The organism is Pseudomonas sp. MWU12-2020, from assembly GCF_023100605.1.
Lineage (GTDB): Bacteria > Pseudomonadota > Gammaproteobacteria > Pseudomonadales > Pseudomonadaceae > Aquipseudomonas > Aquipseudomonas fluorescens_H.
In genome coordinates, this window is the sequence record NZ_JALMEX010000018.1 from 1 (window position 1) to 26,688 (window position 26,688).

The window sequence follows — 26,688 nt, forward strand, 5'->3', positions numbered from 1 at the left end:
CCGACCGAGAAGATCGAACCGTCAAAAGAGCCAAACATCACCGCCCTTTCAACTCCTTCCAGGCTTCGGTGAACTGAAGCAAGCCGCTGTCGAAAACCGCATAACTCATTGAATCTCAAGGAGTTTTCCGTTTCGACTGCGCCGGAAGTGGGGCGAATTATAGACTTCTAAAATTCGCCGTCAACCCCTAGATTCAACTTTATTCAGATTTCAGCGTGATGCGTGCAAATGCCTTCTTGCCCGCCTGACAAACGTGGGTCGCACCCAGTACATATATAAAGGAGCGATCAACCACCTCACCATCCACACGCACACCGCCGGAAGCCAACAGATCACGCGCAGCCGCCGAGTTCTTCACCAGGCCTGCCTTATTAAGGACGGCCGCAATCGGCATATCTTCAGCAGAAGCCAGCTCAATCTCCGGCAGATCATCCGGCAGTTCACCATCCTTCATACGGTTACCAGCAGCGCGATGCGCATTGGCGGCAGCCTCCTCACCGTGGAAGCGAGCGACAATCTCTTCTGCCAGCTTGATCTTGATATCGCGCGGGTTAGCCCCAGCCTCTACATCCGCACGGAAGGCATCGATCTCATCCATCGAACGGAAGCTGAGCAGCTCAAAGTAACGCCACATCAACGCATCCGGGATCGAGACCAGCTTGCCGTACATCACACCTGGCGCTTCCTGGATACCGACGTAGTTGCCCAACGACTTGGACATCTTCTTCACGCCATCCAGACCCTCTAGCAGCGGCATGGTCAGAATGCACTGAGCTTCCTGGCCATATCCACGCTGCAGCTCACGCCCCATCAGCAAGTTGAACTTCTGATCAGTACCGCCCAACTCGACATCCGCGCGCAGAGCAACCGAGTCATAACCCTGAACCAGCGGATAGAGAAACTCGTGAATGGCGATCGGTTGGTTGGTGGTGTAACGCTTATCGAAGTCATCACGCTCAAGCATACGCGCGACGGTGTATTGCGAAGTCAGACGAATGAAGTCCGCCGGCCCCATCTGATCCATCCAGGTGGAGTTGAACGCAACTTCGGTTTTCGCCGGATCCAGAATCTTGAATACCTGAGACTTGTAGGTCTCGGCGTTTTCCAAAACCTGCTCGCGAGTCAAAGGAGGACGCGTAGCGCTCTTGCCGCTTGGATCACCGATCATGCCGGTGAAGTCACCAATCAAGAAGATCACCTGATGCCCCAATTCCTGGAACTGGCGCAGCTTATTAATAAGCACGGTGTGACCCAAGTGCAGATCCGGGGCGGTTGGATCGAAACCAGCCTTGATACGCAGCGGCTGGCCGCGCTTGAGCTTCTCGATCAGCTCGGACTCGACCAATAGTTCTTCCGCACCACGTTTAATCAGCGCTAGCTGCTCTTCAACCGACTTCATAACAGACCCGCAAGGCTCAGATTCAAAGGGAACCAACCATACAAGATCGCGCACCAATTACAAGTTTTGCCCGGCGCACGGACACCAATCTGCAGACAGGCTGTCTGTAGACTTGCTTCGGGGATGATTTGGTTATATTTTATACAGTTATTTCATCTTCATCATGTCATTCATCTTTTCCAATTCATCTTTTTTCAAAGTCAAAATTACTTATGACCACTGAACCGTCTAAAGCGCCACCGCTTTACCCGAAGACCCACCTGCTTGCCGCAAGTGGAATCGCCGCCCTTCTCAGCCTGGCGCTCCTGGTATTCCCTTCCAGTGATGTTGAAGCCAAAAAGACGACCCTGAGCCTTGAACTGGAAAGTCCTGCTGAACAACTGACACAAGATCAAGACGCTGCTGACGCGGTTCAAGCCACAAATGAGCCAGTAGCCTCACCTTTCGCCCAGATCGAAAACAGCACCGAAGACACCCCGAAAACCGCTGAGGCCGCACCTGCACCTGCTCCGACTGCGGAAAAACCGAAAGCCCCGGGACATCGCGAAGTCATCGTCTCAAAGGGCGATACGCTCTCTACATTATTCGAGAAAGTCGGCCTGCCAGCCGCCGCCGTGCATGAAGTCCTGGCCAGTGATAAACAAGCCAAACAGTTCAGCCAGCTCAAGCACGGCCAGAAGCTCGAGTTCGAACTGAACCCGCAAGGCCAACTGACCAGCCTGCACAGCAAGGTCAGCGACGTAGAAACCATCACCCTGACCAAGAACGACAAGGGCTATGCGTTCAACCGCGTCACCGCTAAACCTACCGTTCGCACGGCTTACGTGCACGGCGTGATCAATAGCTCACTGTCACAATCCGCTGCCCGCGCAGGCCTGTCCCATAGCCTGACCATGGATATGGCCAGCGTATTCGGCTACGACGTCGACTTTGCGCAGGACATCCGCCAGGGTGACGAATTCGACGTGATCTACGAGCAGAAAGTGGTCAACGGCAAGGCAGTGGGCACCGGCCCGATCCTGTCTGCGCGCTTCACCAACCGCGGCAAGACCTACACCGCCGTGCGTTACACCAATAAACAAGGCAACAGCAGCTATTACACCGCCGATGGTAACAGCATGCGCAAGGCGTTCATCCGCACCCCGGTGGACTTCGCCCGCATCAGTTCGAAATTCTCCATGGGCCGCAAACACCCGATCCTCAACAAGATCCGCGCCCACAAAGGCGTCGATTACGCAGCTCCACGCGGTACGCCAATCAAGGCTGCCGGCGACGGTAAAGTGCTGCTGGCTGGTCGCCGCGGCGGCTACGGCAACACCGTGATCATTCAGCACGGCAACACCTACCGTACGCTCTACGGCCACATGCAAGGCTTCGCCAAAGGCGTGAAAACCGGCGGCACCGTCAAGCAGGGCCAGGTAATCGGCTATATCGGTACCACCGGCCTGTCCACCGGACCGCACTTGCACTATGAGTTCCAGGTCAACGGCGTTCACGTCGACCCACTGGGCCAGAAGCTGCCGATGGCTGATCCGATCGCCAAATCCGAGCGTGCACGCTTCCTTGCACAGAGCCAGCCATTGATGGCCCGCATGGACCAAGAGAAGGCCACCATGCTGGCTTCGAGCAAGCGCTAAGCCATGGCTCTTTATATCGGCGTGATGTCCGGCACCAGTCTCGACGGGCTGGACATCGCCCTGATCGAGCAGACCTCGGCGATCGCCCTGATCGCCACGCACTACATCCCCATGCCCGAATCCCTGCGCACCGAGCTGCTTGGCCTGTGCGCCAGCGGCCCAGACGAGATCGCCCGCTCGGCGCTCGCCCAGCAGCACTGGGTAAAACTCGCCGCACAGGGCATCAACACCCTCCTCGATCAGCAGCAACTCAAACCTGAAGCCATTCGCGCAATCGGCAGCCACGGTCAGACCATTCGCCATGAGCCCGCTCGCGGCTTCACCGTGCAGATCGGCAATCCCGCACTACTGACCGAGTTGACCGGCATCACCGTGATCAGTGACTTCCGCAGCCGTGATGTGGCTGCTGGCGGCCAGGGTGCGCCGCTGGTGCCTGCCTTCCATGAAGCTTTGTTCGAGGAGCGTAGCGGTAACCGTGCAGTCTTGAATGTCGGCGGTTTCAGCAATCTGAGTCTGATTGAGCCGACCAGGCCTGTAGCCGGTTTCGACTGCGGCCCTGGGAATGTGCTGATGGATGCCTGGATTCATCAGCAACGCGGCGAGAACTATGATCGCAACGGTCAGTGGGCAGCCACCGGCACTGTCGAGCCAGTCTTGCTGAAAGCGCTGCTCAGCGATCCGTTCTTCGTGACCAAAGGTCCAAAGAGTACTGGCCGGGAAGTGTTCAACCTGCCTTGGCTGGAACACCATCTCTCAGAGTTACCGAGCTTCGCCCCTGAAAACGTCCAGGCAACGCTGCTCGAACTGACGGCGCTGACCATTGTCGAGTCGCTGCAAACCGCTCAAGCCGATACCCGGGAAATGCTGGTCTGCGGCGGCGGCGCTCACAACGTCACGCTGATGAAGCGTCTGGCCGACCTGTTGCCAAACGCTACCGTGGCCAGCACCGCCACTCACGGCGTCGATCCGGACTGGGTCGAGGCAATGGCCTTCGCCTGGCTGGCCCATTGCTGCCTCGAAGGCATTGCCGCCAACCGTCCGAGCGTCACCGGCGCCAAAGGCCTGCGGATACTCGGCGCCATTTACCCCAACTGAACAAAACGCCGACAACAAAAAACGCCGCAGAACCGTAAGGCTCTGCGGCGTTTTGTTGTGTGTAGCGAGGTGCGATCAGATCGAGAACGAAGAGCCGCAACCACAGGTCGTGGTGGCGTTCGGGTTCTTGATCACAAAGCGCGAACCTTCCAGACCTTCCTGGTAGTCCACTTCGGCACCCGCCAGGTACTGGAAACTCATCGGATCGACCACCAGACTCACGCCTTCGCGCTCGACGATGGTGTCGTCCTCGGCCACATCCTCATCGAAGGTGAAGCCGTACTGAAACCCCGAACAACCGCCGCCCGTAACGAATACGCGCAGCTTCAAGCGATCATTCCCCTCTTCATCGACCAGGCTCTTCACCTTGTGCGCAGCACCTTGGGTGAATTGCAAAGCCGTGGGGGTGAAGGATTCGACGCTCATGCTGACTATCTCCCGGCGTTACGCCGCCATAATGCGTGATGACGCGCATTATCCGCTTGTCCTAGAAAATCGGTCAACTATTGTTACGGTATATCAATAAACCCGACCAACTGCCCAGAATGCAAAAAGGCCCGTTTGACGGGCCTTTTTGCTGTGTTGCCGAAAGTGTTACGGCAGCATGCCGGCGTGGGACAGGCCGAAGCGCTCATCCAGGCCGAACAGGATATTCATGTTCTGCACCGCCTGACCCGACGCGCCTTTGACCAGATTGTCGATCACCGACAGCACCACCACCAGATCACCATCCTGCGGACGATGCACTGCAATGCGGCAGACATTGGCGCCACGCACGCTGCGGGTTTCCGGATGGCTGCCGGCGGGCATCACATCGACAAACGGCTCGTTGGCATAACGCTTTTCAAACAGCGCCTGCAGATCCACCGAACGATCGACCACGGTCGCATAGAGGGTGGAGTGAATGCCACGGATCATCGGCGTCAGGTGCGGCACAAAGGTCAGACCAACGGCCTTACCGGCAGCGCGACGCAGACCCTGGCGAATTTCCGGCAGATGACGGTGACCTTTCACCGCATAGGCCTTCATGCTTTCCGACGTCTCGGAGTACAGCGAGCCTACAGACGCGCCGCGACCGGCACCGCTGACGCCGGATTTGCAGTCAGCGATCAGACGCGAAGTGTCAGCCAGACCCGCCTCAAGCAGCGGCAGGAAACCCAACTGCGTAGCGGTTGGATAGCAGCCGGGAACGGCGATCAGACGAGCCTTCTTGATCTGCTCGCGATTGACTTCCGGCAGACCGTAGACCGCCTCGTCCAGCAATTCCGGCGCACCGTGTGGCTGGCCGTACCACTTGGCCCATTCTTCAGCATCCTGCAGACGGAAGTCCGCTGACAGGTCGATGACCTTGGTGCCCGCCGCCAGCAGTTCACCGGCCAACGCATGGGCAACGCCGTGCGGAGTGGCGAAGAACACCACATCACAAGCGCCAAGGGTCTTGATATCGGGAACGCTGAACGCCAGACCGTCATAGTGGCCGCGCAGGTTCGGGTACATGTCAGCCACGGCCAGACCGGCCTCGGATCGGGAAGTGATCACCACCACTTCTGCCTGCGGATGCTGTGCCAACAGACGCAGCAGTTCGACACCGGTGTAACCCGTGCCGCCGACGATACCGACCTTGACCATAAACCTGCCCTCAACGAACCCACTGGAAAGCCGTCGATAATAGGGGCCGCGCGCCCCTGCGACAACCATCAAGGTGACGTGCGGACGCTCAAGCCTCTACTATCCCGGCTACCGTGAACCTGGGAATAACTAAAAATGCTCTATCTGTGGATCAAAGCGTTTCACATCGTCAGTGTCGTGTGCTGGTTTGCCGGGCTGTTCTATCTGCCCCGGCTGTTCGTTTATCACGCGCAAAGTGAAGACGCGATCAGCAAGGAACGCTTCAGCGTCATGGAGCGCAAGCTGTATCGCGGCATCATGGGCCCGGCGATGATCGCCACGCTGATCTTCGGCGGCTGGCTGATCTACCTCAATCCGGGCATCTTCAGCATGGGCGGCTGGATTCACGCCAAGCTGACCCTGGTGGTCTTGCTGATCGGTTACCACCACATGTGCGGTGCGCAGGTAAAACGCTTCGCCCGTGGCGAGAACACCCGCAGCCATGTCTTTTATCGCTGGTTCAATGAAGTGCCGGTTCTGATATTGCTGGCTATCGTAATTCTGGTCGTGGTCAAGCCGTTCTAACTTCTATACAGGCATAACACCTCGGGGGATTTCCAATGTCGCTGCCCGCTCTGCTCGAACAACGTCTGCGCCTGCCGGTAGTGGCAGCGCCGATGTTCCTGATCTCCAACCCGGAGCTCGTGCTCGCCTGCTGCCGTAACGGCGTGGTCGGCAGTTTCCCGGCGCTGAACCAACGTGAAAGCAGCGGTTTCAAGGCCTGGCTGGAGCAGATCGAAGCGGGACTGGCGACGCTGGACAACCCGGCACCGTATGCCGTGAACCTGATCGTGCACAACAGCAATCCGCGCCTGCAGGCGGACCTGAACATTTGTGTCGAGCACAAGGTGCCGATTGTCATCACCAGCCTTGGCGCAGTGAAGGAACTGGTCGACGCAGTTCACAGCTACGGTGGTCTGGTATTTCACGACGTGACCACGCGCCGGCATGCCGAGAAAGCTGCCGAAGCCGGAGTCGACGGCTTGATCGCCGTTGCGGCGGGCGCCGGGGGCCATGCCGGCACCTGGAGCCCGTTTGCACTGATCGCCGAGATCCGCGAATTCTTCGATAAAACCCTGCTGCTTGCAGGATGTCTGAACCACGGCAATGAGATCCTGGCCGCACAACTGCTCGGCGCGGATCTGGCCTACTTCGGTACGCGATTTATCGGCACCACCGAAAGTCATGCGCCTGACGCCTACAAGGACATGCTGCTGAAGGCCAAAGCGGCGGACATCATTCATACTCCTGCCGTCTCTGGCGTGCCGGCCAGCTTCATGCGCCAAAGCCTGGAGGCGGCAGGTTTCGACATGGCCGCGCTGCAAGGCAAGGGTGAGGTCAATTTCGGCGACAAGCTCAAACCGATCAACGACGAAGCCAAGGCCTGGAAGACCGTATGGTCCGCCGGCCAGGGCGTGGGCCAGATTGACGACTTGCCGAGTGTGGATCAGTTGATCGCCCGGCTCGACGCGGAATACCGTCAGGCGCTGGAACGCGCGGCGCAATTGCCCAAACGCTGGCCGCGCTGAGAAAAATCAGGCCAGTGATCGACCGACTGGCCTTACACTTGCTGACCTTCAATTCATTCGCGACAAGGATGCCCCGACCATGAGCGAACCTCGTTACAAGATCGTTTTCGACGGTGCTCTGCAGCCCGGCGTCGATCTCACCACCGCCAAGCTCAATCTGGCAGCCCTGTTCAAAAGCGATGTCGCTGCCATCGAGCGCCTGTTCAACGGCAGCACCGTCGCCCTCAAGCGCGACCTGACTCACAGTGATGCGCAGACTTATCTGCAAGCACTGAGCAAAACCGGGATCGACGCGCGGATCGAGGCGGAAACGGCAATCGAGCTGAATCTGGCGGACGTGGACGAACATCAGCCCGTCATTGCAGAACCAGCCTCCCCCTACGCACCACCACGCGCCGAGGTTGGCGAGAACCTGCCCGCCTTCGCTGTGCTCAAGCCTTTCAGCGTTGAAGGCCGGATCGGTCGCCTGCGGTTTTTGGCCTGGACGATGGTACTGAGCCTGGTAACCCTGCCGATCGTTGGCATATTCGCTCTGCTCGCGCTCGGACTGGTCAGTGGCGACTCCACCACCGGTCTGATCATCGGCGGGATATTCGCGTTCTTCCTGTTCCTCGGCTTCATCATTGTCAGCATCCTGTTCAGCGTGCAGCGCCTGCACGATATCGGATGGTCCGGCTGGCTGTGGCTGCTGAACCTGGTGCCGTTCGTGGGCAGCTTCTTCCCGCTGGTGATCATGGTCGTGCCGGGCAATACCGGGGCCAACCGCTACGGCCCGCCACCGCCACCCAACAGTACCGCGGTCAAAGTGTTGTGCTCGTTGTGGATCGTGTTCTTCGCCCTAATATTTGCCGGCGGCATGCTCGGCGGCATCTCGGCCATTCAGCAGGAATACGAAAGCAACCTTGAGAGCAGCTACGAAAGCGGCTCGGTCACCACCGATGAAGTCGAGGTCGAGACTGAACCGGCGAATTCCGTGGACGATGCAGCCGAAGCGGCCCCGGCCCCTGTAGACTCTGCGAAAGAATGAACAGCGCTCCCCGCCGTGACACCTGCGTCGCTGGCGCGGAGCTGTTGCGATGGAGAATTGCATGACCCGTTACGCTCTGATCACTGGCGCCTCCAGCGGCATCGGCCTGGCCCTGGCTGAAGCTCTGGCCCGGCGCGGCCGCAGCCTGATTCTGGTGGCTCGCCAGCGTGATCAGCTGGAAAGTATCGCGATCGAACTGACCCAGCGCTTTGGCGTGGAGGTGTTGTTCCGCGCCTGCGACCTCGGCGAGCCATTGCGCTTGTCCGGGTTCCTGCTGGAACTGGAAGAAGGCGACCGGCAGATCGATCTGCTGGTCAATTGCGCTGGCATCGGCACCTGCGGCCCATTCCTCGCCCAGGACTGGATGACCGAGCAGGACCTGATCGAAGTCAACATCCTCGCCCTCACCCGCCTGTGCCACGCCATCGGCAACAGCATGGCGCTGCAGGGCGGCGGGCAGATTCTCAACGTCGCCTCGGTGGCGGCGTTCAATCCCGGTCCGTGGATGAGCACTTATTACGCCAGCAAAGCCTACGTATTGCACTTCTCCGAAGCCCTGCGGGTCGAGCTCAAACAGAGCGCGGTCAAGGTTTCGGTGCTTTGCCCCGGCCCGACCCGCACCGCATTTTTCCGCACGGCGCAGCTCAACAGCGACAAACTCAAGGACAGCAAGCTGCTGATGAGTCCCGAGGAAGTCGCGCTGTACACCGTGCGTGCACTGGAAAAAAACCGCGCCATCATCATTCCCGGGAGGCGCAATCGCTGGTTCGCCTTCCTGCCACGCCTCGGCTCGCGCTGGCTCAATCGCACCCTCGTCGGCATGGTCAACAAGGCTTACTGCCCGCGCTGAACTGTCCTACGGCAAAACACTGGGCGGGGGCATTCCCCATGCGTACACTCAGGCCAGCCCACACAACGGAGAAAACAGCAGTGGATACTCTGTTCACCAAGATCATCAACCGGGAGATCCCGGCCAAGATCATTTACGAGGACGACCAGGTTCTGGCGTTCCACGACATCGCTCCTCAGGCACCGGTGCATTTTCTGGTGATCCCGAAGAAACCGGTGCGTACCCTCAATGACCTGACCGAAGACGACAAGGCACTGGCCGGGCACATCCTGTTCACTGCCCAGCGTCTGGCGCTGGAGCTGGGCTGCGAGGAAGGCTTCCGGGTCGTGATGAACTGCAATGAAAAGGGTGGGCAGACCGTCTATCACATTCATATGCACGTACTCGGTCAGCGTCAGATGAACTGGCCACCGGGCTGATTCACTGCATCAGCCCCTGTGGGAGCGGGCTTACTCACGAAAGCGGATTGTCTGGCACTGAAACTTTGAATGTGCCGACGTCTTCGCGAGCAAGCCCGCTCCCACAAAAACACCACCGTGCTCTCTGCATGGCAATGACCCAGCGCAAACCTTCCCCGGCCGATTCGGTTAAACTGGCCGTCGAGATTTTTCCCGGAGGTCAGCATGACTACCCAACGTCACTACTCGCCGATTGACCGTCTTCTGCTGCAAGCCGATGCCGCGATGCGCACCCTGCTGCCCTTCAGTGGCCAGCCGTACCGCCCGTCACCCGCCATCGTGCAGCCGGATGTGCAGATGAGCGACGAAGACACCCGCCACGTCGCCGGCCTGATGCGCATCAACCACACCGGTGAAGTCTGCGCCCAGGCGCTGTATCAGGGGCAGGCGCTGACCGCCAAGTTGCCGCAGGTACGTGCCGCCATGGAACACGCCGCCGAAGAAGAAATCGACCATCTGGTGTGGTGCGAACAGCGCATCCATCAACTGGGCAGCCATACCAGCGTGCTCAATCCGTTGTTCTACGGGATGTCGTTCGGCATCGGCGCTGTGGCCGGCCTGATCAGTGACAAGGTCAGCCTCGGTTTCGTCGCGGCCACTGAGCATCAGGTGTGCAAGCACTTGAACGAACACCTGGAGCAATTACCGGCCGAGGACGAGAAGTCCCGGGCGATTCTGGAGCAGATGCGCATTGATGAAGAACATCATGCGGAGAGTGCACTGGATGCGGGTGGTTTCCGCTTTCCGGCGCCGGTGAAGTTCGGAATGAGCCTGTTGGCGAAGGTGATGACCAAGAGTACCTACAGGATCTGACTTCAGTGTTGTCTGGCAGGGCCCCTTCGCGAGCAAGCCCGCTCCCACAGGGTTCTGTTTTTCGGCAATAAAAAAGGCGACTACCGCACGGTAGTCGCCTTTTTTGTGCCCGGAAATCTTACGTCGGCATGTTGCGCGCGTAGAAGATTTCCAGCATTTCGTGTTTCACACGCTCGGTCACCTGAGCGCGCTGCTCGGACGACAGATTGCTGGTGGCGTCGCCGAACAGGTAGTTGTCCAGTTCGAAGTTCTTCAGCAGCATTTTCGTGTGGAACAGGTTTTCCTGGTACACGTTCACGTCGGTCATCTGGTACGCGTCGCGAGTGTCTTCGGAAAGGTAGTTCTGGATCGAGTTGATCTCGTGGTCGATGAAGTGCTTGTTGCCTTCAACGTCACGGGTGAAGCCGCGCACACGGTAATCCACGGTCACGATGTCCGAATCGAACTGGTGAATGAGGAAGTTGAGCGCTTTAAGCGGTGAAATGACACCACAGGTCGACACGTCGATGTCCACACGGAACGTCGCGATACCGGCGTCCGGATGGATTTCCGGATAGGTATGCACCGTGATGTGACTCTTGTCGAGGTGGGCAAGGATGATTTCGGGCAATGGACCCGGGGACTCTTCGATCTGGCTGTCAGTCGGGGTCACCGGCTCTTCCGAGATCAGAATCGTGACGCTGGCACCCTGAGGCTCATAATTCTGACTGGCAATGTTCAGAATGTTGGCACCAATGATTTCGACAACTTCCGTGAGAATCTGCGTCAGGCGTTCGGCGTTGTACTCTTGATTGATGTACTCGACGTAAGCCTGCTGGTCTTGCGGGGTTTCCGCGTAGCAGATGTCATAGATGTTGAAGCTCAAGGTCTTTGTCAGGTTATTGAACCCGTGGAGCTTGAGTTTGCTTTTCACCGTTAAAAACTCTCTATGTATGCGGCGCAGCCGCGTGATCAAGCATGCCCGTCAAGTGCGAACAACGCACCTGCGTAGGACGGTTAACACCTCTTCGCGATGGCGATTTTGGTTATCTGTTCAGGCGGATGACCCGTCGGCTGACCGATCACTGCCCTGAAAAAAGTGGCGCATTATGCAGACGTCAGCGAGGGATCGCCAGAGTCTGCACTGCTTTTATGATAGTTGAATGTCGGCTCAGCCGAGTTCGACGATTTCATAATCGTGAGTGATCGCCACGCCGGCCGCGCCGAGCATGATCGAGGCCGAGCAATACTTCTCGGAAGACAGTTCGATGGCGCGCTTGACCTGGGCTTCTTTCAGGCCCCGGCCCTTGACCACGAAGTGCATGTGGATCTTGGTGAACACCTTCGGATCTTCGGTCGCGCGCTCGGCTTCGAGGAACGCTTCGCAGCTTTCAACCGCCTGACGCGACTTCTTCAGGATGCTGACCACGTCGAAGTTGCTGCAACCGCCAACGCCCAGCAGGAGCATTTCCATCGGGCGAACACCCAGATTACGACCACCGGCGTCCGGCGGACCGTCCATGACCACGACATGACCGCTACCGGATTCGCCGAGGAACATGGCTTCGCCAGCCCATTGGATGCGTGCCTTCATCGCCAAGACTCCACTGTAGAAAAAAGGGTTGCCAGCTTAGCACAGGCCCTTGCTCTGACAGCGCTTGGTGTTCCTAGGACGGATGCCTCTGCGGTGTAGGTAATTTCTCGAATTTTCGACGAAGTGTCTGGTAAGCTGGCGCCAATTCGCTGGCGCCAATTGTCAGCCTGTGTAGCGACCGCCTTCAGCGCCTCATAAAAAATCAAACATCACCGTGCAGTCTTTTCGGGATACAACCATGGTTGCTATTACCCCCACACCCAAAATCAAGAACCTCGACAAGCTGTTGATGCATTGTCAGCGCCGTCGCCATGCGGCCAAGAGCAACATCATCTGCGCCGGCGATCGCTCGGACACGCTGTACTTCATTATCAAGGGTTCGGTGACGATCCTCATCGAGGATGACGACGGCCGTGAAATGATCATCGCCTACCTCAACGCCGGGGATTTCTTCGGCGAGCTGGGCCTGTTCGAACAAGCGGGTCAGGAGCAGCAACGCAGTGCCTGGGTGCGGGCCAAGGTTGAATGTGAAATTGCCGAAATCAGCTACGTAAAGTTCCGCGAATTGTCGCAGCAGGATCCAGACATTCTTTACGTTCTCAGCGGACAAATCGCACAACGCCTGCGCAACACCACGCGCAAGGTCGGCGACCTGGCGTTCTTCGATGTCACCGGTCGCGTGGCCCGTTGCCTGCTGGAGTTGTGCAAGCAACCTGACGCGATGACCCACCCGGACGGCATGCAGATCAAGGTGACGCGTCAGGAAATCGGGCGGATTGTCGGTTGTTCGCGGGAGATGGTCGGTCGCGTGCTCAAGGATCTTGAAGAACGCAACCTGGTCGATGTGAAAGGCAAGACCATGGTGGTCTTCGGCACGCGCTAAGCGCGCTACTCAGGCGCTGTAGACCTGCGCCAGCATCAGTCGAAACAGTTCATCAAGACGCGCCAAAGCCGTTGGCGCGACGAACTTCTCATGCAGGGCGATGTGGCTTTCGGCCCGTACCCGCTGCTCCAGACCGCAAGCCTCGTTGAAGCGATTGACCGCCGCGACCATCGAATCGCGCTCGTTATCCATCAGCATCGCCCCATGCACCAGCCCCACCGGACGCTGACCGCCCTGACTCTGGCGCCAGCGCTGAGCGGTGCCGACCATCTTGCGGCCGTCGAGATTGACATTGAAACGACCGTCGCAGAACGCGCCGGCGATTTCGCCCAACGACGACGTGCCGCCCAACTCATCCAGCAACTCGCAGATCGGATCGCACAGACGCCGGTAGCCGGTTTCGATGCGGTTCAGATCACCCTCGCTGCGGGGCGGGGCGTAGACCAACGCGATGTTGATGGTTGAAGCGGATTGCGGGACCGGTTCACCACCGGTTTCCCGCAGCAATACCGGCCAACCGGCAGCAGCGGAGACTTCGCAGGCATGCTCGAAACCGGGCAGACGATTGAGGCGACGCGGCATGACCAAGGCGCGATCACTGGGTTGCCAGAACAGCAGGCCGAATTCGGCATCGCCGGCACAGATCGAGGCCAACAAGTCTTGTTCGGCTTGCAGGCCGGCTTCGATGGGGAGGCAAACTGGAGTCATAAAGAAATCCGTTAGACGAGCAGTCTGTAGTGAATCTTATGACCCCTTCGCGAGCAGGCTCGCTCCCACATCAAGAATACATTTCCTGTGGGAGCGAGCCTGCTCGCGAAAGGGGCGACTCGGTCTGAAGCAGATCAGTCGAGGGTCGAACCACTGACCGGCACACCACGCTCCGGGAAGAACAGGCGCTGCAATTCAACACCCGGGCTTTCCGCGCGCATGAACGCTTCGCCGACCAGGAATGCGTAGACGTCGCTGATTTCCATCAGCTCGACATCGGCACGGTTGAGAATGCCGCTCTCGGTGATCACCAGACGATCGCGCGGGATGCGCGGCAGCAGGTCGAGGGTGGTTTCCAGGCTGACGTCGAAGGTGTGCAGGTTACGGTTGTTGACCCCGACCAGTGGCGTGTCGAGGGTTTTCAATGCGCGTTCCAGCTCATCGCCATCGTGCACTTCAACCAGCACATCGAGACCGACGCCTTTGGCAACCGAGGCCAGCTCGGCCATTTTCACGTCGTCCAGTGCGGAGACGATCAGCAGCACGCAGTCGGCGCCCAGCGCACGGGCTTCGACGATCTGGTACGGATCGATCATGAAGTCCTTGCGGATCACCGGCAATTTGCACGCGGCGCGGGCCTGTTGCAGGTAGAGATCAGCGCCCTGGAAGTAGTCGATATCGGTCAGCACGGAAAGACAGGTCGCCCCGCCCTTCTCGTAGCTCTTGGCGATATCGGCAGGCACGAAGTTTTCGCGGATCACGCCTTTGCTCGGCGAAGCCTTTTTGATTTCGGCGATCACCGCCGGTTGCTTCGTCTTGGCCTGCGCCAGCAGGGCCTGGGCAAAACCACGGGGTGCATCGGCCGCCTTGGCCAGACTTTCCAGCTCGCTCAGGCTGACGCGAGCGCTGCGCTCGGCGACTTCCTGGACTTTGCGCGCCAGAATGTTTTCCAGAACCGTCGGTACACTCATCCCTCATTCTCCACTTTGAATACCGCGGTAAAGGCACCCAACTCCTCGAGTTTTTCCCGAGCAAGACCGGTGTGCAGAGCATCGTGCGCAAGTGCCACGCCTTCTTTGAGACTGGTCGCCAGGTCAGCCGCGTACAGCGCCGCACCGGCATTGAGCACAATCATTTCGGCAGCCTTCTGGCCGTTTTCGGTCTTGCGCTTGCCCAACGCATCGCGGATCAGCGCCAGCGAAGCTTCCGGGCCTTCGACCGACAGACCGTGCAGGCTCTGGCTCTTCATGCCCAGATCTTCCGGCTCGACCCAATATTCGGTGATTTCGTTGTTCTTCAGTTCAGCGACGAAGGTCGGCGCAGCAAGACTGAACTCGTCCAGACCGTCCTTCGAATGCACCACCAGTACGTGCTTGCTGCCCAGGCGCTGCAAGACTTCGGCCAATGGCCGGCACAGCGCAGGGGTAAACACGCCCACCACCTGATGTTTCACACCGGCCGGATTCGTAAGCGGGCCGAGCATGTTGAACAACGTACGCAAGCCGAGATCGCGACGCGGGCCGGCAGCGTACTTCATGGCTTTGTGGTGAGTCTGGGCAAACATGAAACCGATGCCGACGTTGTCGATGCAACGGGCGACCTGTACCGGCGTCAGGTTCAGGTAGATGCCGGCTGCTTCCAACAGGTCGGCGCTGCCGCTTTTGCCCGACACTGCACGGTTGCCGTGCTTGGCCACGGTGCAACCCGCCGCCGCGACGACGAACGCGGACGCCGTCGATACGTTGAAAATGTTCGCACCGTCACCGCCGGTGCCGACCACATCGACCACGCCGTCGAGGGTCTTGAGTTCGACCTGATCGGCCAGCTCACGCATCACGGAAACCGCGCCGACGATTTCGTCGATGCTCTCGCTCTTCATGCGCATCGCCATCATGAACGCGCCAATCTGCGCCTCGGTGCATTGACCGGTCATGATTTCGCGCATCACGTCGCGCATTTCTTCGGTGCTGAGGTCGAGGTGTTCGACGATACGGCTCAGGGCTGTCTTGATGTTCATGGGAGTCCTTAGCGCGTGCCGCCGGTTTGTTTGAGGAAGTTGGCAAACAGTTCATGGCCCTGTTCAGTCAGGATCGACTCAGGGTGGAACTGTACGCCCTCAATGTTCAGGGTCTTGTGACGCAGGCCCATGATTTCATCGACCGAGCCGTCGTCGTGCTGCGTCCACGCGGTCAGCTCCAGGCACTCGGGCAAAGTATCGTGTTTGACGATCAGCGAGTGGTAGCGGGTAACCGTCAGCGGATGATTCAGACCGGCAAAAACGCCCTTGTCCTCGTGGAATACCGGGCTAGTCTTACCGTGCATTACCTGACGGGCACGCACCACATCGCCGCCGAAGGCCTGACCGATGGACTGATGGCCCAGGCAGACGCCAAGGATCGGCAGTTTGCCGGCGAAATGTTTGATGGCTTCGATGGAAATGCCGGCTTCAGTCGGCGTGCATGGGCCTGGCGAGACCACGATGCGCTCCGGGTTGAGCGCTTCGATTTCAGCGATGGTCAGTTCGTCGTTGCGCACGACCTTGACCTCGGCCCCCAGCTCGCCGAGGTATTGCACAACGTTGTAAGTAAAGGAGTCGTAGTTGTCGATCATCAGCAACATGGCGTTTCGAACCTCTTGAATTCTGACTTGGAGACAGCCTTCGAATGACTTGCCCGCAGGGCGCTGCACGATGTCGGACGCACAGGTGGCGTCGGCACAGCGGTATTTCAAACGGGCAAGGAAGGCAAAGCGATACAGATCCGGCCGGGCCGGCAGAAAAGATTCAGGCGCGCCAACGCCAACGGGCGTGTGCCTTGATGACTTGATCCAGAAGTTTGCTGACGATCAACACGGGGAAGGTCTCGTTCATACGTTCCGGCACAGTAACTTAGCTGGGCAGAGCGTGCAATATGGCGGGGCTGACGGGGGGCAAAACAACAGGGGTGTTCGCGACCGATGGCAAAAGGCCGGAAGTTTTTGGTACTGTCGTTTTGTTCACTACAACAATAAATAAACGGACTTGCTCATGATCAAACAGACGTTGTTTGTACCGCTTGCCGGATGCCTGCTCGCCATGGCTTGCGCCCAGGCTTACGCAGCACCCGCGCCCTATTCCAACTTCATCGTGTTCGGCGACAGTCTGAACGATGCCGGGACCTTCAGCGACCCGGGCGGCCCTGCCGGCGCCACCCAGCGCTACACCAACCGCACCGGCCCGCTGTACAAGGATGGAACCGGGGAAAACCGAGATCTTAATGCCACCCAGATCATTGGCGGCAAGCTGGGTTTCAATCCGAACCAGACCGCCTCTTCATCCTCGGCGGTACGCGCCAGCGAAGGTCTGCCCGATGGCAACAACTGGGCGGTCGGCGGCTATCGCACTGACCAGATCCTCGACTCGATCACCACGGAGTCGGCCACCGGTGAACGCACCCGCGCCGGTTACCTGCCGTCGAACGGCTTCCGTGCCGATCCGAACGCGCTGTATTACCTGTCCGGTGGCGGCAACGACTTCCTGCAAGGTCGCGTGCTCAGCCTCGATCAGGCCAGCTCGGCAGCCGATCGCCTGGCCGACAGCGTACGCACACTGCAAGGCGCCGGAGCCAAATACATCATGGTCTGGCTACTGCCGGACATCGGCCTGACCCCGGCGATCAACGGCTCGCCGCTGCAGGGTTTCACCTCCCAGCTCAGCGCGCAGTTCAACACCGAACTGGTCAGCCAGTTGCAGGGCATCAACGCTGAAATCATCCCGCTCAACATTCCTGTGCTGCTCAAGGAAGTGTTCGCCAACCCGGCGCAGTTCGGTCTCGCCACCGACCAGAACCTGACCGCCACCTGCTTCAGTGGCAACAGCTGCACCGAGAACGCCCGATACGGCATCAACAGCGCCACGCCGGATCCGACCAAGTTGATCTACAACGACTCGGTGCACCCGACCGAAGCCGGCCAACGCCTGATCGCCGACTACGCCTACTCCCTGCTGGCCGCCCCGTGGGAACTGACCCTGCTGCCGGAAATGGCTCAAGGCGCCTTGCGCGCGCACCAGGATGAATTGCGCAATCAATGGCTGGCCGACTGGGAAAACTGGCAGGGCATCGGTCAATGGCGGGCGATTGTCGCCGGTGGCGGCCAACATCAGGATTTCGACGGCCAGCACAGCGCAGCCAGTGCCGATGGCAATGGCTATAACCTGAACATCGGCGGCAGCTATCGCGTCAACGAAGCCTGGCGGGTCGGTCTGGCCGCGGGTCTCTACCACCAGAAACTCGAAGCCGGCGACGCTGACTCCGAATACAAACTCAACTCCTACATGGGCACCGCGTTCGCCCAGTACCAGCAAGATCGCTGGTGGGGCGACCTGGCGATGACCGCCGGGAAACTCGACTACGACAGCCTCAAGCGTAAATTCCAGCTCGGGGTCAACGAGCGCGGGGAGAAAGGCGACACCGACGGCTATGTACTGGCGATCAGCGGCCGCATCGGCTACGACATTGCGCAGCAGGCCAGCAGTCCGTGGCACCTGTCGCCGTTTGTCAGCGCCGACTTCGGCAAGACTGAAGTCGATGGTTATTCGGAAAAAGGCGCGGACGCCACAGCGCTGACCTTCGATGACCAGTCACGCAACTCGCGACGTCTGGGCCTGGGTATTCAAGGCAAGTACCAGATCACGGCGCAGACCGAAGTGTTCGGCGAATTCGCTCACGAACGTGAGTACAACGACGACCGCCAGGATCTGACCATCAACCTCAACAGCCTGCCAGGTAATCGCTTTACCCTCGAAGGCTACGAGCCGCAGACCAACCTCAATCGCCTGAACCTGGGCGTGAGCCACAAGCTCACGCAGGATTTGGCGTTGCGCGCCAGCTACAACGTGCGCAAGGATGATGACTTTACCCAGCAGGGGGTGAACGTCGGGGTCAGCCTCGATTTCTGATCTGCTGGCATAAAAAACGCGGCGCCCTCAAAGGCGCCGCGTTTTTTTATGGCTGATCACAACACAATGTGGGAGCGGGCTTGCTCGCGAAAGCGGTGTATCAGCCGACATCCATTTTGAATGTCAGGCCGTATTCGCGAGCAAGCTCGCTCCCACAGGGGGACTGTGTGAACTCAGCTTTCCGGGGTCTGCTCGGCCAGGGCCACGGCACGGAACATTGCGCGGCGCTTGTTCAGGGTTTCTTCCCATTCCAGTGCCGGCACCGAGTCGGCAACGATGCCGCCACCGGCCTGCACGTGCAGCTCGCCGTTCTTGATCACCGCGGTACGAATCGCAATCGCGGTGTCCATGTTGCCGTTCCAGGCAAAGTAACCGACCGCACCGCCATACACGCCACGCTTGACCGGCTCCAGTTCGTCGATGATTTCCATCGCACGGATCTTCGGCGCGCCGGACAAAGTGCCCGCCGGCAGAATCGCCCGCAGCGCGTCCATCGCGGTCAGCCCGGCCTTCAACTGGCCGGTGACGTTGGAGACGATGTGCATCACGTTGGAATAACGCTCGATGACCATTTTCTCGGTGAGCTTCACCGAACCGATTTCCGAAACCCGGCCAGTGTCGTTACGACCGAGGTCGATCAGCATCAGGTGCTCGGCGATCTCTTTGTCGTCCGACAGCAGATCCTCTTCCAGCGCCAGATCCGCCTGTTCGGTAGCTCCGCGTGGACGAGTGCCGGCAATCGGGCGCACGGTGATCAGGTTGTCTTCGACCCGCACCAGCACTTCCGGCGAACTGCCGACGACGTGAAAGTCGCCGAAGTTGAAGAAGTACATGTACGGCGTCGGGTTGAAGCAACGCAGAGCGCGATACAGATCGATCGGCGCGGCCTTGAAGTCGATCGACATGCGCTGCGACGGCACGACCTGCATGCAGTCGCCCGCGAGGATGTATTCCTTGATGGTGTCGACGGCTTTTTCGTAGTCGCTCTGGGTGAAACTGGAGCGGAACACCGGATCAGCCGCTTGTTGCTTGCTGAAATCCAGGCCACGGCGCGGGGTGATCGGCTGGCGCAGTTTCTCCAGCAGTTCCTGCAATTGCGCCTGCCCCTGCTCGTAAGCATCGGCTTGCGCCGGGTCAGCGAGGACAATCGCGTGCATCTTGCCGGCGAGGTTGTCGAACACCACCACCGCATCAGAGACCATCAGCAGAATGTCCGGCACGCCCAGTGGATCCGGGTTCGGGCATTTGCCCAGACGTTTCTCGACATAGCGCACGCAGTCGTAACCGAAGTAGCCGACCAGACCACCGTTGAAACGCGGCAGACCGGCGATAGTCGGCACGTTGTAGCGGGCCTTGAAGGTTTCGACGAAGGCCAGCGGGTCTTCGACGTCATGGCTTTCGGTCTCGACGCCATCGACGGTGATGCTCACGTGATGGTCGTGCACCCGCAGCACGGTGCGGCACGGCAGGCCGATGATCGAATAACGGCCCCATTTCTCGCCACCCTGCACCGATTCGAGCAGATAGGAGTTGGGTTGGTCTGCCAGTTTCAGGTAGATCGACAGCGGCGTGTCGAAGTCGGCCAGGGTTTCGCAGGCCAACGGAATGCGGTTGTAGCCGTCAGCGGCCAAGCGCAGGAATTCTTCGCGGATCATGAGGTGCCTCGTGGTGTGAGGTGCTAACAGTCAGGTATGCAAACGCGCCGGCAAGCCGGCCAGGAACCAGTCAGGCGCGCCAACGCCAGCGGGCCAGGGCCTTGATGACTTTCATCCAGAGTTTGCGGGTGACCACCACGATGGCGTTTCCAGAAGGAGATTGAGAAGCGTCGGGCAACGTTATCTCAGCGGCAGTACCGAGGCAACCGGGAATTAGCTTGCGCAGATCGTCGATCACCAGTGCCGGGGATTCCTCGGCAATCGGTCGACCGTGGTTATAGCCGTAGCTCAGCGCCACACACTTAACCCCCGCCGCTTTCGCCGCCTGCACGTCACTGCGCGAGTCGCCGACGAACAGCGATTGCGAGGCCGGGATGTTGGCCATTTTCATCACGAAGAACAGCGCGGCCGGATCAGGCTTCTTCTGCGGCAGGGTGTCGCCGCCGATGATCCATTTGAAGTAGCGGCCGATCTTCATCTGATCCAGCAGCGGTGCGACGAAACGCTCCGGCTTGTTGGTGATCAGCGCCATGGCCACGCCCTGCTTGTGCAACCACTTGAGGGTGTCGCGCACGCCGGGATAGACCACGGTCAGCTCATGACTCGCGCCGTAGGCTTCCATGAACACTTCCAGCGCGTGCTCGGCCTCGACGTCGTCCACCGCCGAATGATCGATGCCACCGGCCAGCGCCCGGCGCACCAGCACCGGTGCGCCGTTGCCGACCCACTCGCGCACCGCCTCGATGCCGGCAGGCTTGCGGCCGAGGGAGAGCAGCATGGTGTCCACCGCGGCCGCCAGGTCGGGAACCGAGTCGATCAACGTGCCATCCAGATCGAACATCACCAACCGTGGCAGTTGCCCCGGGAACAGCTGCTCAAAACCGCTCATGGGCGCGCCAGCGCCAGTTCGGAACGCATCTTGTCGATGACTTCCTGATAGTTCGGCGCATTGAAGATCGCCGAACCGGCGACGAAGGTGTCAGCACCGGCCGCGGCGATTTCACGGATATTGTTGACGTTGACGCCGCCGTCGATTTCCAGACGGATGTCGCGGCCCGAGGCATCAATGATCGCCCGCGCTTCGCGCAGTTTGTCGAGGGTGCCAGGAATGAACTTCTGCCCGCCGAAGCCCGGGTTGACGCTCATCAGCAAGACCATGTCGACCTTGTCGATCACGTACTTGAGCACGTCCAGCGGGGTCGCCGGGTTGAACACCAGACCGGATTTGCAGCCGCCTTCACGGATCAGTTGCAACGAACGATCAACATGCAGCGTGGCTTCCGGGTGGAAGGTGATGTAAGTGGCGCCAGCCTCGATGAAGTCGCCAACGATGCGATCCACCGGGCTGACCATCAGGTGCGCGTCGATCGGCGCGGTGATGCCGTACTTGCGCAATGCCGCGCAAACCATCGGACCGATGGTCAGGTTCGGCACGTAGTGGTTGTCCATGACATCGAAGTGGACGAAGTCGGCACCGGCGGCCAGAACATTGTCCACTTCTTCGCCGAGGCGGGCGAAGTCGGCGGAGAGAATCGACGGAGCAATTACGAAGGGCTGCATGACGCACCTTTTCTGAGCTAAATCACGATGGCGCGCATTGTATACCTCAAGTTTCCGTGCGCGCACCGTGACCGCGATGATCAGTACGCCGCTCGGTAGATCTTCTCGATATCCGCAGCGCTGAGCTTGCGCGGGTTGTTGCGCATCAAACGCTCGATTCCCGCGGCCTCCACAGCCATGGCCGGGATCGCCTCTTGCGGCACACCGAAACTGCGCAGCCCGGCAGGAATTTCCACCGCCGCACACAACTCGGTCATGGCCTGCACGGCTTTGTCCGCCGCCTCAGTGGCGCTCAGATGAGCGGTCTTCACCCCCATGGCTTCGGCGATATCCTGCATGCGCTCGACGCAGGCCATCTTGTTCCAGGTCATGACATACGGCAGCAACAAGGCGTTACTGACGCCATGCGCGATGTTGAAACGCCCGCCCAACGGATAGGCCAACGCATGCACCGCGCCGACCCCGGCATTGCCGAACGCCATGCCGGCCATCAGGCTGGCGGTGGCCATGTCTTCCCGGGCTTGCAGATTGCCGCCATTGGCGTAGGCCTTGGGCAGCGCCCTGGCGATCAACTTGATTGCGCCGAGCGCCAGCGAGTCGGTGATCGGCGAAGCGTTGACCGACAGATAGGATTCGATGGCATGCACCAGCGCATCGACGCCACTGGCGGCGGTGACGCTGCGCGGGCAGGTCAGGGTCATTTGTGGACTGACCAGCGCCACGTCCGGCAACAGGTAGTCGCTGACGATGCCTTTTTTCAGTTGCGCAACCTTGTCGGAGAGGATGGCGACGTTGGTCACTTCCGAGCCGGTGCCGGCGGTGGTCGGGATGGCGATCAGCGGCGGACCTTTGCGCGGCACCTGATCGACGCCGAACAGGTCTTCCAGCGCGCCGTGATAGCCGGCGTACGCGGCAACGCTCTTGGCGATGTCGATGGCACTGCCGCCGCCCAGGCCGATCAAGCCGTCATGCCCGCCCTCGCGATAGACGCGCATGCAATCTTCGACGATGGCGATTTCCGGGTCCGGCAGCACCCGATCGAAAATCTCGTACTCGCGCCCGCCCAATTGGCACAGCGCCAGCTCCACGGTGCCGGACTTGACCAGCGCGGCGTCGGAGACGATCAGCGGGTTGTCGATATCCAGCCGCGTGAGTTCCGCCGCCAGTTGCTCGATGGCCCCGGCGCCGGTGATCAGTTTGTGAGCGATTTTGAACTGGGACAGACTCATTGTGCGCAGCCTCTTATAGATGTGGGAGCTGAGCACAAGCGTAGTTGAGGGTTTGGGGTTGTCTGGTATTCAGTTGGTGAATAATCAAGAGCAAAAGCCCCTCACCCTAACCCTCTCCCGGAGGGAGAGGGGACTGACCGAGCTGCACTCTCGAAGTCCATCGACGTGCAATACCGAGTCGAACTCAGATTCTGAACAGCATGAAGATCTGCTCCCTTTCCCCCTCGCCCCCTTGGGGGAGAGGGCTGGGGTGAGGGGGTGGCTTTTGATCTGGGCATCAGACCTGCGCGGTACGCAGTTTTTCGCTGCGACCGCGCAGCCATTCGAGGGTTAACAGCAGGATGACGGAGAAGGCGATCAACAAAGTTGCCGCAGCAGCAATCGTCGGACTGAGGTTCTCGCGAATCCCGCTGAACATCTGCCGTGGCAGCGTCGCCTGCTCGGGGCCGGCGAGGAACAGCGTCACCACCACTTCATCGAACGATGTGGCGAAAGCAAACAACGCCCCGGAAATCACTCCCGGCGCAATCAGCGGCAGGGTCACCCGGCGGAACGTGGTCAGCGGCGATGCGCCGAGGCTGGCCGCCGCCCGCACCAGATTCTGATTGAAACCCTGCAACGTCGCCGACACGGTGATGATCACGAACGGCACACCCAGCACCGCGTGCACCACGATCAGCGAGAAGAAGCTGTTGCCCAGGCCGAGCGGCGCGAAGAACAGATAACTTGCCACACCAATGATCACCACCGGCACCACCATCGGCGAAATCACCAGCGCCATCACCAGCGCCTTGCCGGGGAAATCGCCACGGGTCAGGCCAATGGCGGCCAGCGTGCCGAAGACCATCGCCAGCACCGTTGCCGCGGGGGCGACGATGATGCTGTTCTTCAGCGAACGCATCCATTCCGCCGAGGCGAAGAAGTCCTGATACCAGTGCAGGGAGAAGCCCTGCAGTGGGTACACCAGAAAACTGCCGGAGTTGAACGACAGCGGCACGATCACCAGCACCGGCAGAATCAGGAACAGCAGGATCAGGCCGCAGAGAATCCGCAAGCTGTAGAACCACACCCGTTCGATGGGCGACATGTAAGGACTCAGCATTTCAAATTCCCCTTAGCTCAGGCGCAGGCGACTGGCGCCCACCAGCCAGCTGTAGATCAGATACAGCACCACGGTCGCCAGCAGCAACAGGCCGCCCAGCGCAGTGGCCATGCCCCAGTTGATGCTGGTGTTGGTGTAGAACGCGACGAAGTAACTGACCATTTGATCGTTCGGGCTGCCGAGCAGCGCCGGGGTGATGTAGTAGCCGATGGCGAGGATGAACACCAACAGGCAACCGGCGCCGACACCGGCGTAGGTTTGCGGGAAGTACACCCGCCAGAAACTGGCGAACGGATGGCAGCCCAGCGAGATCGCGGCGCGCATGTAGGTCGGCGAGATGCCTTTCATCACGCTGTAAATCGGCAGAATCATGAACGGCAGCAGAATGTGCACCATCGAGATGTAGACCCCGGTGCGGTTGAACACCAGCTCCAGCGGCTTATCGATGATGCCCATGGCCATCAGCGCGCTGTTGATCAGCCCGCCCGATTGCAGCAACACGATCCACGCCGCGACCCGCACCAGAATCGAAGTCCAGAACGGCAGCAGCACCAGAATCATCAGCAGGTTGCTCTGCCGCGAGGGCAGGTTTGCCAGCAGGTAGGCCAGTGGATAGGCGAGGAACAGGCAGATCACGGTGATGACCAGCCCCATCCAGAAAGTCCGGGCAAAAATGTCGAGGTAGATCGCCTGATCCGGGGTGGCCGGCGCCACTTCACCAAGGTCGTCGATGCGGTGATCGACTGCCGCCAGCAGGTAGTAAGGCGTGATGTTGCTGGTGTTGCGGCGTACCGCTTGCCAGTAGGCCGGATCGCCCCAACGCTCGTCGAGCGCTTCGAGGGCTTCTTTATAAGAGGCCGGCTCGCTGGCGAAAGGCAGCGCGCGGGCGGTTTTGGTCAGCAGGCTGCGATAGCCGGCCAACTCCATGTTCAAGCGCTTGGACAGATCGCCCAAGGTCTGGTTTTTGCGGGCTTCGGCGAGGTCTTCGCCGGCGGCTTTATAAACCGGTTCGGCGGGCAGGCCGCGACCGTCCCAACTGGCGATGGCGGCCACGGTGCGCGGCATGCCACCGACCACTTCCGGGTTGCCGACGCTTTTATAGAGCAGCGCCACAATCGGCACCAGGAACACCAGCAACAGAAACAGCACCAGCGGCGCAATCAACGCCTGAGCCTTCCAGCGGTTGACCCGCTCGGCGCGCTTGAGCTTCTGCTTCAAGGTGGGGCTGGTGCCCTCGTTCAAGGGAACGGCGATGGCCATGACGTACTCCGCAAATCTTTGATCGTTACAGAGGTGGCGAACCACCTCTGTTGTGTTGAAACACCATGCCTGAGGATGGCGATTCCCTGTGGCGAGCGAGCTTGCTCGCGCTGGGCTGCGAAGCGGCCCCAAAATTGTGTTGGCAGTGCCAATTTTGTGAGTGCTGCGCACTCAAGCGGGAGCAAGCTCCCTCGCCACAGTAGCCCTCATAGTGGGAGCGATGGTTACTTCGCAGCCCAGGAATTGAAGCGCTGCTCCAGTTGCTCGCCGTTGTCAGCCCAGAAGCTGACGTCGATCTGCACCTGGTTGGCGATGTTTTCCGGGGTGGTCGGCATGTCTTTCAGTACGTCCTTGCTCAGCAGCGGTACCGCTTGCGTGTTGGCCGGGCCGTAGGCGATGTTTTCCGAGTAGGTCTTCTGTTGCTGCGGCTGAACCGAGTAGGCAATGAACTTCTTCGCAGCATCGGCGCGGGTCTTGTCCAGACCTTTCGGGATGGCCCACGCGTCGAAGTCGTAGATGCCGCCGTTCCAGACGACCTTGAGGTTGGATTCTTTCTGCACGGCCGCGATGCGACCGTTGTAGGCCGAGCTCATGACCACGTCACCGGAAGCGAGGTATTGCGGCGGTTGGGCGCCCGCCTCCCACCACTGGATGTAAGGCTTGAGTTCGTCGAGTTTCTTGAAGGCGCGATCCTGACCGTCCTTGCCGGCCAATACTTTGTAAACGTCTTTTGGTGCAACACCGTCAGCCATCAACGCGAATTCCAGAGTGTACTTGGCGCCTTTACGCAGGCCGCGCTTACCCGGGAATTTCTTGGTGTCCCAGAAATCTGCCCAACTGGCGGGTGGCGCTTTGAGCTTGTCGGCGTTGTATGCCAGCACGGTCGACCAGACGAAGAAGCCCACGCCGCACGGCTGGATCGCGCCTTTTACATAGTCTTCGGTCTTGCCGAACAGCGCCGGGTCGAGTTGTTCGAACATGTCTTCATCACAGCCACGGGCCAGCTCCGGGGATTCAACTTCCACCAGATCCCAAGACACACTCTTGGTATCGACCATGGCTTTGACCTTGGCCATTTCGCCGTTGTACTCGCCGGCGACGATCTTGCCGTTGCCCGCCGCCTGCCACGGTGCGTAGAACGCTTTTTCCTGGGCGGCCTTGTTCGCCCCGCCAAACGACACCACAGTCAGATCAGGGCCGGCGGCCATCGCGTGTGCCGCACCCATCAGGCCCAGGGTCAGGGCTGTCAACTTCAGGGATCTCAACATTTATTGTTCTCTCCACGTGCAGGGTTGGTGTTGGTATT

The 26,688-nt window shown here is 59.7% G+C and carries 26 protein-coding genes; 10 read left to right on the forward strand and 16 right to left on the reverse strand.

From position 1 onward, the window contains the following. Positions 1-199: 199 nt before the first annotated feature. A complete protein-coding gene (gene tyrS, locus M0814_RS27000) occupies positions 200-1,399 on the reverse strand; it encodes a tyrosine--tRNA ligase (protein WP_003228770.1) in 1,200 nt (399 codons plus the stop codon). Positions 1,400-1,611: 212 nt separating this feature from the next. Between tyrS and M0814_RS27005 the strand changes: the two genes are divergently transcribed. Continuing rightward, on the forward strand, positions 1,612-3,036 hold the full coding sequence (locus tag M0814_RS27005; RefSeq protein ID WP_103484981.1) for a peptidoglycan DD-metalloendopeptidase family protein: 1,425 nt from the start codon (positions 1,612-1,614) through the stop codon (positions 3,034-3,036). 3 nt (positions 3,037-3,039) lie between these two features. Beyond that, positions 3,040-4,131, forward strand: a complete 1,092-nt coding sequence (locus tag M0814_RS27010) for an anhydro-N-acetylmuramic acid kinase (protein WP_003228774.1) — start codon at positions 3,040-3,042, stop codon at positions 4,129-4,131. 75 nt (positions 4,132-4,206) lie between these two features. On the opposite strand, the gene erpA is transcribed toward M0814_RS27010, so the two are convergent. Both erpA and argC read right to left on the reverse strand, forming a co-directional pair. After that, complete coding sequence (gene erpA, locus M0814_RS27015; protein WP_003228776.1) at positions 4,207-4,557, reverse strand: iron-sulfur cluster insertion protein ErpA; 351 nt, start codon at positions 4,555-4,557, stop codon at positions 4,207-4,209. A gap of 168 nt (positions 4,558-4,725) precedes the next feature. Then, complete coding sequence (gene argC / locus M0814_RS27020) at positions 4,726-5,760, reverse strand: N-acetyl-gamma-glutamyl-phosphate reductase (RefSeq protein ID WP_003228778.1); 1,035 nt, start codon at positions 5,758-5,760, stop codon at positions 4,726-4,728. A gap of 135 nt (positions 5,761-5,895) precedes the next feature. Here argC and hemJ point away from each other — a divergent pair, with 135 nt between their 5' ends. The 6 genes from hemJ (at position 5,896) to coq7 (ending at position 10,476) form a co-directional block, all read left to right on the forward strand. Continuing rightward, positions 5,896-6,324, forward strand: coding sequence for a protoporphyrinogen oxidase HemJ (gene hemJ, locus M0814_RS27025; RefSeq protein ID WP_098965883.1), 429 nt, complete (start codon positions 5,896-5,898; stop codon positions 6,322-6,324). Positions 6,325-6,359: 35 nt separating this feature from the next. Then, a complete protein-coding gene (locus M0814_RS27030) occupies positions 6,360-7,328 on the forward strand; it encodes a nitronate monooxygenase family protein (protein ID WP_103484980.1) in 969 nt (322 codons plus the stop codon). A gap of 79 nt (positions 7,329-7,407) precedes the next feature. Next, positions 7,408-8,355 (forward strand): DUF805 domain-containing protein, encoded by a 948-nt coding sequence (locus M0814_RS27035; RefSeq protein WP_103484979.1) that lies wholly within the window; start codon positions 7,408-7,410, stop codon positions 8,353-8,355. 61 nt (positions 8,356-8,416) lie between these two features. After that, the gene (locus tag M0814_RS27040; protein ID WP_045122654.1) at positions 8,417-9,205 is read left to right on the forward strand and encodes an SDR family oxidoreductase; all 789 of its coding nucleotides are present in this window, start codon (positions 8,417-8,419) and stop codon (positions 9,203-9,205) included. A gap of 80 nt (positions 9,206-9,285) precedes the next feature. After that, positions 9,286-9,624 (forward strand): histidine triad nucleotide-binding protein, encoded by a 339-nt coding sequence (locus M0814_RS27045; RefSeq protein WP_003228789.1) that lies wholly within the window; start codon positions 9,286-9,288, stop codon positions 9,622-9,624. Between the two features lie 204 nt (positions 9,625-9,828). Beyond that, the gene (coq7, locus tag M0814_RS27050) at positions 9,829-10,476 is read left to right on the forward strand and encodes a 2-polyprenyl-3-methyl-6-methoxy-1,4-benzoquinone monooxygenase (protein ID WP_027610738.1); all 648 of its coding nucleotides are present in this window, start codon (positions 9,829-9,831) and stop codon (positions 10,474-10,476) included. Between the two features lie 118 nt (positions 10,477-10,594). Here coq7 and speD read toward each other — a convergent pair whose 3' ends face one another. Continuing rightward, positions 10,595-11,389, reverse strand: coding sequence for an adenosylmethionine decarboxylase (gene speD / locus M0814_RS27055; RefSeq protein WP_003228791.1), 795 nt, complete (start codon positions 11,387-11,389; stop codon positions 10,595-10,597). A 237-nt stretch (positions 11,390-11,626) separates the two neighbouring features. Beyond that, positions 11,627-12,049: an OsmC family protein gene (locus M0814_RS27060; RefSeq protein WP_103484978.1), complete on the reverse strand. Its 423-nt coding sequence runs from the start codon at positions 12,047-12,049 to the stop codon at positions 11,627-11,629. A gap of 238 nt (positions 12,050-12,287) precedes the next feature. Between M0814_RS27060 and crp the strand changes: the two genes are divergently transcribed. Beyond that, entirely contained in the window at positions 12,288-12,932 is a 645-nt protein-coding gene (crp, locus tag M0814_RS27065) for a cAMP-activated global transcriptional regulator CRP (RefSeq protein WP_007966430.1), read from the forward strand. A gap of 9 nt (positions 12,933-12,941) precedes the next feature. Here the strand turns inward: crp and M0814_RS27070 are convergent, their stop codons facing one another. The 4 genes from M0814_RS27070 to M0814_RS27085 all read right to left on the reverse strand — a co-directional run bounded on the left by M0814_RS27070 (position 12,942) and on the right by M0814_RS27085 (position 16,259). Continuing rightward, a complete protein-coding gene (locus tag M0814_RS27070) occupies positions 12,942-13,640 on the reverse strand; it encodes a lipoate--protein ligase family protein (protein ID WP_103484977.1) in 699 nt (232 codons plus the stop codon). Between the two features lie 134 nt (positions 13,641-13,774). Then, on the reverse strand, positions 13,775-14,611 hold the full coding sequence (gene trpC, locus M0814_RS27075) for an indole-3-glycerol phosphate synthase TrpC (RefSeq protein ID WP_103484976.1): 837 nt from the start codon (positions 14,609-14,611) through the stop codon (positions 13,775-13,777). Continuing rightward, on the reverse strand, positions 14,608-15,657 hold the full coding sequence (trpD, locus tag M0814_RS27080) for an anthranilate phosphoribosyltransferase (RefSeq protein WP_003228800.1): 1,050 nt from the start codon (positions 15,655-15,657) through the stop codon (positions 14,608-14,610). Before trpD ends, trpC begins: the two co-directional genes overlap by 4 nt. A gap of 8 nt (positions 15,658-15,665) precedes the next feature. After that, positions 15,666-16,259, reverse strand: coding sequence for an aminodeoxychorismate/anthranilate synthase component II (locus tag M0814_RS27085; RefSeq protein ID WP_003228801.1), 594 nt, complete (start codon positions 16,257-16,259; stop codon positions 15,666-15,668). A 406-nt stretch (positions 16,260-16,665) separates the two neighbouring features. Between M0814_RS27085 and estP the strand changes: the two genes are divergently transcribed. Further along, the gene (estP, locus tag M0814_RS27090; RefSeq protein WP_103484975.1) at positions 16,666-18,576 is read left to right on the forward strand and encodes an esterase EstP; all 1,911 of its coding nucleotides are present in this window, start codon (positions 16,666-16,668) and stop codon (positions 18,574-18,576) included. Between the two features lie 173 nt (positions 18,577-18,749). On the opposite strand, the gene trpE is transcribed toward estP, so the two are convergent. From trpE to M0814_RS27125, 7 genes are all read right to left on the reverse strand, one after another. Further along, a complete protein-coding gene (trpE, locus tag M0814_RS27095) occupies positions 18,750-20,231 on the reverse strand; it encodes an anthranilate synthase component I (RefSeq protein ID WP_103484974.1) in 1,482 nt (493 codons plus the stop codon). A 70-nt stretch (positions 20,232-20,301) separates the two neighbouring features. After that, a complete protein-coding gene (locus tag M0814_RS27100) occupies positions 20,302-21,120 on the reverse strand; it encodes a phosphoglycolate phosphatase (RefSeq protein ID WP_103484973.1) in 819 nt (272 codons plus the stop codon). Continuing rightward, positions 21,117-21,791, reverse strand: coding sequence for a ribulose-phosphate 3-epimerase (gene rpe, locus M0814_RS27105; protein WP_003228808.1), 675 nt, complete (start codon positions 21,789-21,791; stop codon positions 21,117-21,119). Before rpe ends, M0814_RS27100 begins: the two co-directional genes overlap by 4 nt. Positions 21,792-21,871: 80 nt before the next feature. Beyond that, positions 21,872-23,020, reverse strand: coding sequence for an iron-containing alcohol dehydrogenase (locus M0814_RS27110; protein ID WP_103484972.1), 1,149 nt, complete (start codon positions 23,018-23,020; stop codon positions 21,872-21,874). A gap of 277 nt (positions 23,021-23,297) precedes the next feature. Next, on the reverse strand, positions 23,298-24,122 hold the full coding sequence (locus tag M0814_RS27115) for an ABC transporter permease (RefSeq protein WP_003228811.1): 825 nt from the start codon (positions 24,120-24,122) through the stop codon (positions 23,298-23,300). Between the two features lie 12 nt (positions 24,123-24,134). Then, on the reverse strand, positions 24,135-25,382 hold the full coding sequence (locus tag M0814_RS27120; RefSeq protein WP_003228813.1) for an ABC transporter permease: 1,248 nt from the start codon (positions 25,380-25,382) through the stop codon (positions 24,135-24,137). Positions 25,383-25,606: 224 nt separating this feature from the next. Next, positions 25,607-26,650, reverse strand: a complete 1,044-nt coding sequence (locus M0814_RS27125) for an ABC transporter substrate-binding protein (protein WP_103485889.1) — start codon at positions 26,648-26,650, stop codon at positions 25,607-25,609. Positions 26,651-26,688: the final 38 nt, after the last annotated feature.

Bases quoted from the DNA above. Each gene is read 5' to 3' on its own strand.
- tyrS (WP_003228770.1), bottom strand. From the start codon at position 1,399: ATGAAGTCGGTTGAAGAGCAGCTAGCGCTGATTAAACGTGGTGCGGAA.
- M0814_RS27005 (WP_103484981.1), top strand. From the start codon at position 1,612: ATGACCACTGAACCGTCTAAAGCGCCACCGCTTTACCCGAAGACCCAC.
- M0814_RS27010 (WP_003228774.1), top strand. From the start codon at position 3,040: ATGGCTCTTTATATCGGCGTGATGTCCGGCACCAGTCTCGACGGGCTG.
- erpA (WP_003228776.1), bottom strand. From the start codon at position 4,557: ATGAGCGTCGAATCCTTCACCCCCACGGCTTTGCAATTCACCCAAGGT.
- argC (WP_003228778.1), bottom strand. From the start codon at position 5,760: ATGGTCAAGGTCGGTATCGTCGGCGGCACGGGTTACACCGGTGTCGAA.
- hemJ (WP_098965883.1), top strand. From the start codon at position 5,896: ATGCTCTATCTGTGGATCAAAGCGTTTCACATCGTCAGTGTCGTGTGC.
- M0814_RS27030 (WP_103484980.1), top strand. From the start codon at position 6,360: ATGTCGCTGCCCGCTCTGCTCGAACAACGTCTGCGCCTGCCGGTAGTG.
- M0814_RS27035 (WP_103484979.1), top strand. From the start codon at position 7,408: ATGAGCGAACCTCGTTACAAGATCGTTTTCGACGGTGCTCTGCAGCCC.
- M0814_RS27040 (WP_045122654.1), top strand. From the start codon at position 8,417: ATGACCCGTTACGCTCTGATCACTGGCGCCTCCAGCGGCATCGGCCTG.
- coq7 (WP_027610738.1), top strand. From the start codon at position 9,829: ATGACTACCCAACGTCACTACTCGCCGATTGACCGTCTTCTGCTGCAA.
- M0814_RS27060 (WP_103484978.1), bottom strand. From the start codon at position 12,049: ATGAAGGCACGCATCCAATGGGCTGGCGAAGCCATGTTCCTCGGCGAA.
- crp (WP_007966430.1), top strand. From the start codon at position 12,288: ATGGTTGCTATTACCCCCACACCCAAAATCAAGAACCTCGACAAGCTG.
- M0814_RS27070 (WP_103484977.1), bottom strand. From the start codon at position 13,640: ATGACTCCAGTTTGCCTCCCCATCGAAGCCGGCCTGCAAGCCGAACAA.
- trpC (WP_103484976.1), bottom strand. From the start codon at position 14,611: ATGAGTGTACCGACGGTTCTGGAAAACATTCTGGCGCGCAAAGTCCAG.
- trpD (WP_003228800.1), bottom strand. From the start codon at position 15,657: ATGAACATCAAGACAGCCCTGAGCCGTATCGTCGAACACCTCGACCTC.
- M0814_RS27085 (WP_003228801.1), bottom strand. From the start codon at position 16,259: ATGTTGCTGATGATCGACAACTACGACTCCTTTACTTACAACGTTGTG.
- estP (WP_103484975.1), top strand. From the start codon at position 16,666: ATGATCAAACAGACGTTGTTTGTACCGCTTGCCGGATGCCTGCTCGCC.
- trpE (WP_103484974.1), bottom strand. From the start codon at position 20,231: ATGATCCGCGAAGAATTCCTGCGCTTGGCCGCTGACGGCTACAACCGC.
- M0814_RS27100 (WP_103484973.1), bottom strand. From the start codon at position 21,120: ATGAGCGGTTTTGAGCAGCTGTTCCCGGGGCAACTGCCACGGTTGGTG.
- rpe (WP_003228808.1), bottom strand. From the start codon at position 21,791: ATGCAGCCCTTCGTAATTGCTCCGTCGATTCTCTCCGCCGACTTCGCC.
- M0814_RS27110 (WP_103484972.1), bottom strand. From the start codon at position 23,020: ATGAGTCTGTCCCAGTTCAAAATCGCTCACAAACTGATCACCGGCGCC.
- M0814_RS27115 (WP_003228811.1), bottom strand. From the start codon at position 24,122: ATGCTGAGTCCTTACATGTCGCCCATCGAACGGGTGTGGTTCTACAGC.
- M0814_RS27120 (WP_003228813.1), bottom strand. From the start codon at position 25,382: ATGGCCATCGCCGTTCCCTTGAACGAGGGCACCAGCCCCACCTTGAAG.
- M0814_RS27125 (WP_103485889.1), bottom strand. From the start codon at position 26,650: ATGTTGAGATCCCTGAAGTTGACAGCCCTGACCCTGGGCCTGATGGGT.